Raw genomic sequence first — 9,516 nt, 5'->3', positions numbered from 1 at the left:
CGTCCTAACCCCTAGACGAACGGGCCGTTTTGATTAACGAGTTGCAAATATATATGGTGAAATATTAATTGCAAAACTTGACCTGAAAATTTTTTAAAAAAATCTTCATTTCTATCCAGCCCCACTTAAATGGCATTAGATAATTGGTTTTACCTAGCAACTCATGTAAATTTGGCGCTCTAAAATTAACTATATAATCTTTAACACCTCACAACAATGACTAAAGTAGCAATAAATGGTTTCGGTCGTATCGGCCGCCTTGCTTTCAAAGCTTTATTGGCAAAAGACAATATCGAAGTAGTAGCCATCAACGACTTGACAGACACAGCCACATTGGCTCACCTGCTTAAGTACGACTCTATACATGGAAAGTTTGACGGTACTGTTGAGTTCACTGAAGATTCTTTTACCGTAAACGGAAAGACTATAAAAGTAACTGCAGAGCGTAATCCTGAAGAATTACCTTGGGGCGACCTTGGTGTTGATATCGTACTCGAGTCTACTGGTAGATTTGTTGATGAAGAAGGTTCTAAGAAACATATAAAAGCTGGCGCTAAAAAAGTAGTTATCTCTGCTCCTGCCAAAGGCAATATCCCTACAGTAGTATTAGGTGTAAATGATGATATACTTACAGGAAGTGAAGAAGTAATGTCTAACGCTTCTTGTACTACAAACTGCCTGGCACCTGTAGCTAAAGTATTACACGATAACTTTGGCCTTGAGAAAGGTTTCATCACAACAATCCACGCATACACTGCTGACCAAAACCTTCAGGACGGTCCTCATAAGGACTTAAGAAGAGCAAGAGCTGCTGCCATCAACATGGTACCAACATCTACTGGTGCTGCTAAAGCTGTTGGTTTGGTTTTACCTGATCTTAATGGGAAATTAGATGGTAACGCAGTGCGTGTACCAACCCCAACCGGCTCTCTTACTGACTTGGTTTGTACTTTAAGCAAAGAAGTTACTGCTGAAGAAATCAATGCGGCAATGAAAGCAGCCGCTGAAGGCCCAATGAAGGGAATTCTTAAATACACTGAAGATCCAATTGTTTCTTCTGATATCGTTGGAGATTCTCACTCATCAATTTTTGATGCTGGTATGACTTCTGCTAATGGTAATTTGGTAAAAGTTGTAAGCTGGTACGACAATGAGGCTGGTTACTCAAACAGAGTAGCTGACTTAATCGCTAAGATTGCTTAATTACGCAATACAGTTTAAACAAGAAAGGCTACCCGATTGGGTAGCCTTTCTTATTTATAACTAATCTGAAACTAGTCTTCAGATAGCAAAGCCATTTGTTCGTCAGAGGCATTTAGGTTGTGATATACTTTTTGCACGTCATCATCATCCTCTAAAATATCTATTAACTTCATCACCTGTTGAAATTCTTCGTCAGCGAGGTCTACCATCATGGTTGGTATGCGCTGAAGCTCGGCAGATTCTACCTCCATGCCCAACTCATCCAGTTTGGTCTGCATATTACCAAAATCTTCCATGGCCGTGGTTATGTGTAGGTAATCTTCATTGAACTCAAGCTCCTCAGCCCCACCATCAATCAAATCAAGTTCTATTTCGTCTTCGCTGTAACCTTCTTCCAGCTTTACCAGAAATATGCCTTTTCGATCAAACATATAGTCAACAGATCCATTTACACCCAGGCTACCCCCATTTTTAGAAAAAGTGGCTCTTACACTGGCTACTGTTCTATTTAAATTATCTGTAGCGCACTCTACAAAAACAGCTACACCATGTGGCCCATAACCTTCGTATGTGGGCTCAAAATACTCTACAGACTCTGAGCCAGTTGCTTTTTTTATAGCGCGCTCAATATTGTCTTTGGGCATATTCTGCCCCTTGGCATTTTGCACTGCCAGCCTAAGTCTCGGGTTAGTCTCTACATCTCCCCCTCCTTCACGCGCTGCTACAGAGATCTCCTTTATGAGTTTAGTAAAAATTTTTCCTCGTTTCTTATCCTGGGCTCCTTTTCTATGTTTAATGTTGGCCCACTTGCTATGTCCTGCCATCTTGCTTAGAAATTTAAATAGTGCTTAGATACAAAAATAATTATTTTTTAGAGGAGAGCTGGTGCTTATACCAAATATTAAGAACTACCCCTAGTAGCACCACCGTCATACCAATATAAGTCATAAAGTTGAAGGTCTCATCGAAGAACACCCAGCCAAAACCAAGCGCATAGATAATGCCGAGGTACTTAAGGCTTGCCACTTTAGAAAGCTCTTCAGACTGGTACGCCTTGGTCATAAAATATTGTGCAATCTGTGTGAAAATACCAATAAGAAGAAGCAGACACCACTGCCACCAACCCTCCGGATGCACCCAGTTAAAAGCTGAGTAAATACCTGTGATGGGTAGTGTCACTAAAGGAAAGTAAAACACAATAACCAAAGGATGCTCAGTATGATTGAGTTTTCTGATAAAATTATAGGCCAACCCTGAAAAGAAGGCGGAAACAACTCCAATGACGAGGTAGAAAGTTGTGATTCGCGGATCGAAGCCTTGCACCATCACGACCCCGGCAAAGGCCAGTAGAAAAAACAACCACTGCAATGGCTTTACTTTTTCCTTTACAATAAACACACCTAATATGGAGGTGAAAATTGGTGACAAGAACTGTATGGTAACGGCACTTGCCAAGGGTATTACCTGCAAAGTGGTAAAATATAAAATCAGCGCAACGGCCCCGCTTAAACCTCGGGATAGTAGTATTTTTTTATTCTTACCCCAAACACTCACCTTTTGGTGTGCCAGAAAAATATAGCTTAAAACGAAGGAAACGATAGATCTAAAGAACACAATTTCTACCGCAGGGATATTTGGCACCATTTTCACAAAGACATTCATCAGAGCGAAAAAGAATGTAGCCAACAGCATGTACTTCACCCCCTTCGAAAACATTTCGCAAATAACTACTAAAAGACTGAGAAAGGAAAATTATATTTGAAACGACTCTTTAATAGACATTTTTTAATCAACACTGCCGGCATGTATCCTATTCTTTTTGAGATACCCCTTCCTGAATTTCTTCATGGCTTCCTTGGCGAATCGTTCACAGCCTATTCTTATGGTTTTTTTATAGTGATTGGCGCCCTTCTTGGCGTAACCTATGTGGCTGTACAATCGAGAAAAAAGTTTGACCTGTCATTGGACAAGGTCAATAGCCTGTTCTTATTGCTCTTACTAGCTGCTTTTGTAGGCGGTAAGGTTTTTCTTTATTTCGAAAACCCAGCCTATTACAATAATAATATGGCCAATCTTTTAAGTGGTAAAGGCTTTGTCTTTTATGGTTCATTACTATTCTGCATTCCTTCCATGCTCCTGTTTTTCAGGTATCACAAACTGACAACCCTCCCAATGTTGGATATTATGGCTGTCACCACTTGTATTGTGCATGCTTTTGGTAGGCTTGGTTGTTTTATGGCAGGCTGCTGTCATGGTATTGAGTGGCATGGCCCATTGGCAGTAGTTTTCACCAATGAAGAGTGTCTGGCTCCGACCAACATCCCTTTACATCCCACCCAACTCTACAGCATCGGGTTGATCTCAGTCATTTTAGTAACGCTTCTTGTAATTAAGAAAAATAAGCAATTTGAAGGGCAGTTATTCTTGCTTTACCTCATGTTTTATTCTGTAGGTCGCTCTATCATAGAGATCTTCAGAGGTGATGTAAGTCGTGGCTATGTCATTGATGGTTGGCTCTCTCACTCACAATTCATTTCCTTAATAATCTTATCAATCACCATTTATTTCTATATAAAACTCAAAAAAAGAGTAGGCGTGACCTCCAAATAGCATTTAAAATCGTTATTTTTAATAATGCTTAATTACTACCAAATATTGGGCATATCCAAAAGTGCCACCCACTCAGAAATAAAATCTGCCTTCAAGCGGCTGGCTCTAAAATATCACCCTGACAAGAACCCTGAGAATACTGCAGCCGAAGAGTACTTCAAACAGGTAAATGAAGCCTATCAAATTCTTTCGGATGAAGACAAACGCAAGCGTTACGATTTTTTACTCAGCTATAGTAGTGCGCAAAGTACAACCACTTTTACCCAACATAGGCCAGCTCGACCGGGTCAGCCAAAAAAAGAAAAATCTGTTTATGACAGATACGGGGCATATAATTGGCGAACGGCTCCGAAATATAAAGAAGCTCCAACCTACAAAGTAGATAAAAACTACTTTAAAATACAGGTGATCACTCTTGGTGCTATGATCCTGCTCAGTGTAGCTATCATTGCCATGAATAAGTTTTGGGCCCATATGGAAGATCAGAAGAAACTGAAAATCGCCCAGCAAAATGAAGCCGCACTAAATGAAGCGCAACAATTATTTGATGAAGGCAAGTATAGATTAGCCATCGACCAGATCATACAACTCGATCAGAAAAATCCATTTGAGAGTACCTTCTATAACGAAAAAGAAAGGATGATCACGACTCTCTGGAATAGTGCATCGTCAAGTTACCAGCAGGCGTTGTATGAAGATGCCATTACCAAACTGGAGGTGGTAAAAGACTACGAGCGGCCTATGAAGCTCAAAACCTGGAATATGCTGGCAGAGGCTTATTATCGATTGGCTGACTACGAAAAAGCGCTTATGGCCCTTGACCGGGTGTTTGAAAGAGACAAAAATAATATGCGGCTTGTGGTAAGAATGGCCAGAATTTATAATAAAAATCTAAACAACCCTGAAAAAGCCTTAGTCTATTATGACGAAGCGAAATTACTCTTCAAAGAACTGCAAAGTTCTACCTATGGTGAGGCGTTTGAACTGATAGTAAAGCCAAATAGCCTACCTGACTTTTATCATGAACTTTTTCAGGAGAGAGCCCGCCTCAATTTAAAAACCAGAAACTACGAAGAGGCTATGACCGATTATAACTGGGCTATCTTTTTGCGACCTGCCATTGCAGAAAATTATTTCATGAGAGCCTCATGCAAACGCAACCTGGGCCTGAACGAGCGAGCGTGTCTGGATTGGCAACGTGCCTTGGAGAGAGGCCACCTTCAAAGTCGATCAGAACTAAATAAATACTGTCAATAGCTGTAATTATCATTTCAATTTGTTATAATTAAAATTCGATATAACTAATTATAGACAATGAATCTTGGCGAAGCAGAATTAACATCAATTAAGCAGAGTTATTTTAATATTTTATCTCTTTTTTTGGGCGAAGAGAGTGTGCAAAGTAAGTATGTAGCCTGCTTGTTAAAGTGGAGTGCTCAACTCAACCTTTCTCAAGATGACCTTCACCATATTGAAGATAATTTCGATAAACTCGAATTTGTCATACCAGAATCCCGGGTCGACCGAATGGAGGCTATTTACCACCTGGTACATATGATTTATTTAGATAATGTAGTAGAAGATATAGAACTCGAAGTAGCAGGCATCTATGCCGCAAAATTAGGTTTTAGAAGCTACATTGTAGGAGAACTATTCAAAGCCATAGCCACAGCCCCATTTGATGGCAAATCAACCTCTGAAGTAAGAAAAGAAGTGGAAGAGTTTCTAGAAATGTACGGAGAAAATTAAGTCATCATTTACTCTTCTGGCATTACAAACCATAAAATAAGATAAATCAACAGTCCAGGAAACGCTGCACTAAAAACTGAAATCAAAATATAAACCAATCTGGTTTTATCTATTTCCCATCCGAAGTATTGTGCCAGTCCGGCACACACACCTGCAATTACTTTATACCTCCTCGACCTTGTGAGTCGTCTTCTATATTGCATAACTTTTAGTAATATGTATTAAATTCAGGCAATTTAAATGCTATGAGCGACCTTTCAAAACCAAAACAAAAAGCTGTACTAATAAGCACAATTCTGGCGTCAAGTATGGCCTTCATAGACTCTACTGCACTAAATGTGGCCTTACCTGCGCTTCAACAAGACCTAAACATCAGCGGGTCAGAGTTATTATGGATTGTCAACGGCTACGCTTTATTTCTATCTGCTTTGCTACTCGTTGGAGGCTCAATAGGCGATATTTTTGGTAGAAAACGGGTATTTGGAGTTGGCATACTGTTTTTTACTATGTCCTCTATTGTCTGTGGAGTTTCTACAAGCCCGATGATGCTAATTATTTCCCGATGTGTGCAGGGTGTAGGCGGAGCCCTCATGGTACCTGGCAGTTTATCATTAATTACGGCCTTATTCCCTCAAAATAAAAGAGGCTGGGCCATAGGCACATGGTCGATGTTTAGTGCCATGACAACAGTATTTGGCCCGGCACTGGGAGGTTGGCTGGCTGGTATGGGGTTATGGAGGGTCGTATTCTTCATCAACGTGCCATTAGCTCTTATTTCACTCTACTTTCTCTACAAAATACCAGAGTCTAAAGAATTATCTGCCAAGAAAATAGACGTACTGGGTGCTGTTCTCGCCACACTTTCATTGGGTGGCTTGACTTATGGCTTTATTGAAGCACCCAACTACGGATTCGATAGCTCAAGGATTGCCATTTCACTTGCAGGAGGCTTACTATGTTTGATCCTATTTATTATCCATGAGAAAAGGTCGAGTCACCCCATGATGCCTCTTTCTTTATTCCAATCAAAAATTTTTAGCAGCACTAATATAATAACACTGTTTGTCTATGGTGCACTCGGTGGGTTTCTGTTCTTCTTTCCTCTTAATTTAATACAGGTACAGGGCTACCCTGCAGAAATTGCAGGTTTAACGATGCTGCCCTTTGGCTTACTTATAGCCTTTATGTCAAGGTGGTCAGGCGCCTGGGCTGACCGAGTTGGCGTAAGGCCTCCATTAATTATTGGGCCTGCACTTACCGCCATAGGGTTCTACTTATTTAGCATACCAGATCTTACAACCGGGCCTTCGGAGTTTTGGTCGACTTACCTACCCGCAATCATTGTATTAGGTGTAGGCATGGGTATAACAGTCGCCCCACTTACCACAGCTGTAATGGGAGCAGTACCTCAAAAAAATACCGGCACTGCCTCCGGAGTAAACAATACCATCTCAAGAACCGCAGGTGTGCTTGCCATCGCGGTAATTGGTGCTTTTGCACTTATCTCTTTCGAAAATTCTTTAAAAGAACGAACCCAATCCCTAAACCTTTCCGCAGAAGTAACACAGGCTTTGGAGAGAGAAATCCCAAAACTGGCAGAAGCTAAGCCACCGAAAGCTGCCACTGCGGTTAATCAGCAGAAAATTGAGGCCGCAATTGATTACGCTTTCATAGATTCCTTTAAGCAGTCGGCACTAATCGCTACTATTTTAGCCGGGCTTAGCGTTTTTATTGCATATTTTTCTATAAAACGATAAAAATTGGTACAATTTAGGTTACTTAGAAAAGGGTTATATAATTTACCCTGTAGAAACACTAAAGACCATTACATTATGACGGCTTCCATTGTATGAGAGGCCTGATTACTTAACTTTGTAGTTATGCTTTCCGGAAGATCACTACGGATATACACTATTGGCATCTTACTCACGATGCTTCTTATGGCCTCGTGCTCATCAAATAACCGCTTTAGGTCAAAGCATTCGCAGAATTTTTTCTCTTACAATTATAAAGGCAAGCTGCGCACTGCCAAAAAGCAGTGTGACCGTCTGGTTAAACGCAAAGCCAGAAAAAGTAAAAAGAAGCCTACATTCTTTTGGCAAAGCACACCTAAGGCCTCTTCTAAATCATCTTCTACTGCCCTGGCAGAGGTTGACCCAAATGATACGCCCCCGCCAAAGCCTAAGCCACAACCTAAACCAAAGCCAGCACCTGCTCCTGAAAAAACAACAGAGGAGAAATTTGAAGACCTGACCATAGAGGAGAAGCACGACATTGAGGATGATGTACTGAAAAAAAATAACATACCTCCCCCATCAAGCGAGGATCACGAGCGTATAAGAGAAGAAGTAGCCGATAGAATAGCCAATGAGAATTTCCCACAAGAGCTGGAACCTTTGTATTTTCTATACGATGATGACGAATTCTCCGTGGTTGATATGGAACCGTTCTTAATCGCTGTAGAGTACGCGCTGCAAGGTCGCATGTTACTTATTGAAGGGCACACCGATGCCAGCGGAGGTGACTCCTATAATGTGCAGCTCTCGATTCAGAGAGTAGAGAAAATAAGGCAACTTATGCTTGATATGGGTGTACCAGACGACAGGATATCTGTAATTGGCTATGGAGAAGAAAAAGCAGATAGTACCAGCAAAACCAAAGAGGAAAGAGAAATGGACCGTAGGGTCGATTTTAAAGTTTTCTAATTGAGAAAAATGCTTTATTGCTAGATTTGCAGCATGCAATTTAGTCACGATACATTTCTTAAAAATATAGCCCAAACCACAGGCTCTCCATTTCTTATTAATATAGAAAAAGCGGAAGGCATTTATTTATACTCACCAGAAGGTAAGCGCTATATGGATCTTATCTCAGGTATAGCCGTCAGTAATTTGGGGCATAAGCACCCGAGGGTAATTGAAGCCGTTAAAAAACAGGTAGATAGTCATATGCATGTGATGGTGTATGGTGAGTTTGTACAATCTTCTCCTAACCAACTGGCAGAAAAGCTGGTCTCTCTCCTACCTCCTCAACTCAACTGTTGCTACTTTACCAATAGCGGTACTGAGGCCAATGAAGGAGCCCTGAAATTAGCCAAAAGATACACGGGCAGAACTGAAATTGTATCATTTAGAGGTGCCTATCATGGCAGTACTCACGGTTCCTTAAGCGTTTCTGGCAATGAGGTAAAAAAGCAAGCATTTAGACCTTTGCTGCCAGATGTACGATTTATCAACTTTAATCATCATGCAGATCTTGATCAAATTACTGATCGCACGGCCTGTGTAATTTTTGAGCCAATACAAGGAGATGCCGGTGTAAGGATAGCAACACAGAAATACCTTGAGGCCCTGAGAAAAAAATGTGATGATACCGGTGCATTATTAATCTTTGATGAAATACAAACTGGTGTAGGTAGAACAGGTAAAATGTTTGCCTTTGAGCACTATAATGTAGTACCTGATATTTTGACTTCTGCGAAGGCACTTGGTGGCGGCTTACCTATAGGCACCTTTATTTCATCTTACGAAATCATGCAAACTCTTACGCATGAACCTATGTTGGGCCATATCACCACCTTTGGAGGAAACCCTGTTTCATGTGCAGCAGCTCACGCTACCCTGTCAGTAATTGAAGATGAAGGACTGCTTAGTAAGGTTGAGCCAAAAGGAGAGTTATTTGAATCTTTACTCAGCCACCCTAAAGTGAAAGAAATAAGAAGAAAAGGCTTAATGTTTGCGATTGAATTTGAAACTGATGAGGAGGTTTATAAAATTGTAAAATATTGCCTTGATCATGGACTGATCTGCTTTTGGTTTCTTTCCTGCCCAAATAGTTTTAGAATAGCTCCTCCTTTGACGATTACCGAAGAAGAAATAAAAGAGGCTTGCAAGACCATTCAAGAGGCTTTTGATCACCTTTAAGCAGTAAGATCAGAGCGATCGCGAAAAAATA

10 protein-coding genes are annotated in these 9,516 nt (G+C 40.8%); 7 read left to right on the top strand and 3 right to left on the bottom strand.

Annotated features, from left to right (window positions below):
- Window positions 1-216 precede the first annotated feature (216 nt).
- Window positions 217-1,203, top strand: coding sequence for a type I glyceraldehyde-3-phosphate dehydrogenase (gap, locus tag E1176_RS11515; RefSeq protein WP_155210760.1), 987 nt, complete (start codon window positions 217-219; stop codon window positions 1,201-1,203).
- Between the two features lie 71 nt (window positions 1,204-1,274).
- On the opposite strand, the gene E1176_RS11510 is transcribed toward gap, so the two are convergent.
- Window positions 1,275-2,027, bottom strand: coding sequence for a YebC/PmpR family DNA-binding transcriptional regulator (locus E1176_RS11510; protein WP_155210759.1), 753 nt, complete (start codon window positions 2,025-2,027; stop codon window positions 1,275-1,277).
- Between the two features lie 40 nt (window positions 2,028-2,067).
- Complete coding sequence (locus tag E1176_RS11505; protein ID WP_246206005.1) at window positions 2,068-2,919, bottom strand: DMT family transporter; 852 nt, start codon at window positions 2,917-2,919, stop codon at window positions 2,068-2,070.
- Between the two features lie 87 nt (window positions 2,920-3,006).
- Between E1176_RS11505 and E1176_RS11500 the strand changes: the two genes are divergently transcribed.
- From E1176_RS11500 to E1176_RS11490, 3 genes are read left to right on the top strand one after another with little or no spacing between them, the layout of a single operon-like run.
- Entirely contained in the window at window positions 3,007-3,813 is an 807-nt protein-coding gene (locus E1176_RS11500) for a prolipoprotein diacylglyceryl transferase (RefSeq protein ID WP_155210758.1), read from the top strand.
- Window positions 3,814-3,837: 24 nt separating this feature from the next.
- Window positions 3,838-5,070, top strand: a complete 1,233-nt coding sequence (locus E1176_RS20955) for a DnaJ domain-containing protein (protein ID WP_155210757.1) — start codon at window positions 3,838-3,840, stop codon at window positions 5,068-5,070.
- A gap of 57 nt (window positions 5,071-5,127) precedes the next feature.
- Window positions 5,128-5,562, top strand: a complete 435-nt coding sequence (locus E1176_RS11490; protein ID WP_155210756.1) for a hypothetical protein — start codon at window positions 5,128-5,130, stop codon at window positions 5,560-5,562.
- A gap of 8 nt (window positions 5,563-5,570) precedes the next feature.
- Here E1176_RS11490 and E1176_RS11485 read toward each other — a convergent pair whose 3' ends face one another.
- Window positions 5,571-5,765 (bottom strand): PspC domain-containing protein, encoded by a 195-nt coding sequence (locus tag E1176_RS11485; protein ID WP_155210755.1) that lies wholly within the window; start codon window positions 5,763-5,765, stop codon window positions 5,571-5,573.
- Between the two features lie 42 nt (window positions 5,766-5,807).
- Between E1176_RS11485 and E1176_RS11480 the strand changes: the two genes are divergently transcribed.
- The 3 genes from E1176_RS11480 (at window position 5,808) to E1176_RS11470 (ending at window position 9,485) form a co-directional block, all read left to right on the top strand.
- The gene (locus E1176_RS11480; RefSeq protein WP_155210754.1) at window positions 5,808-7,319 is read left to right on the top strand and encodes an MFS transporter; all 1,512 of its coding nucleotides are present in this window, start codon (window positions 5,808-5,810) and stop codon (window positions 7,317-7,319) included.
- 123 nt (window positions 7,320-7,442) lie between these two features.
- Window positions 7,443-8,267, top strand: a complete 825-nt coding sequence (locus tag E1176_RS11475; RefSeq protein WP_155210753.1) for an OmpA family protein — start codon at window positions 7,443-7,445, stop codon at window positions 8,265-8,267.
- A 33-nt stretch (window positions 8,268-8,300) separates the two neighbouring features.
- Window positions 8,301-9,485, top strand: coding sequence for an aspartate aminotransferase family protein (locus E1176_RS11470; RefSeq protein WP_155210752.1), 1,185 nt, complete (start codon window positions 8,301-8,303; stop codon window positions 9,483-9,485).
- Window positions 9,486-9,516 lie beyond the last annotated feature (31 nt).

Origin of the sequence: Fulvivirga aurantia, from assembly GCF_009711475.1 — a bacterium.
Lineage (GTDB): Bacteria > Bacteroidota > Bacteroidia > Cytophagales > Cyclobacteriaceae > Fulvivirga > Fulvivirga aurantia.
Note: the sequence above shows the minus strand (reverse complement) of the source record. Positions and strands in the feature narration are given on the sequence as shown.

Excerpts from the sequence above, each read along its gene's own strand:
- gap (WP_155210760.1), top strand. The coding sequence starts at position 217 with ATGACTAAAGTAGCAATAAATGGTTTCGGTCGTATCGGCCGCCTTGCT.
- E1176_RS11510 (WP_155210759.1), bottom strand. The coding sequence starts at position 2,027 with ATGGCAGGACATAGCAAGTGGGCCAACATTAAACATAGAAAAGGAGCC.
- E1176_RS11505 (WP_246206005.1), bottom strand. The coding sequence starts at position 2,919 with ATGTTTTCGAAGGGGGTGAAGTACATGCTGTTGGCTACATTCTTTTTC.
- E1176_RS11500 (WP_155210758.1), top strand. The coding sequence starts at position 3,007 with ATGTATCCTATTCTTTTTGAGATACCCCTTCCTGAATTTCTTCATGGC.
- E1176_RS20955 (WP_155210757.1), top strand. The coding sequence starts at position 3,838 with ATGCTTAATTACTACCAAATATTGGGCATATCCAAAAGTGCCACCCAC.
- E1176_RS11490 (WP_155210756.1), top strand. The coding sequence starts at position 5,128 with ATGAATCTTGGCGAAGCAGAATTAACATCAATTAAGCAGAGTTATTTT.
- E1176_RS11485 (WP_155210755.1), bottom strand. The coding sequence starts at position 5,765 with ATGCAATATAGAAGACGACTCACAAGGTCGAGGAGGTATAAAGTAATT.
- E1176_RS11480 (WP_155210754.1), top strand. The coding sequence starts at position 5,808 with ATGAGCGACCTTTCAAAACCAAAACAAAAAGCTGTACTAATAAGCACA.
- E1176_RS11475 (WP_155210753.1), top strand. The coding sequence starts at position 7,443 with ATGCTTTCCGGAAGATCACTACGGATATACACTATTGGCATCTTACTC.
- E1176_RS11470 (WP_155210752.1), top strand. The coding sequence starts at position 8,301 with ATGCAATTTAGTCACGATACATTTCTTAAAAATATAGCCCAAACCACA.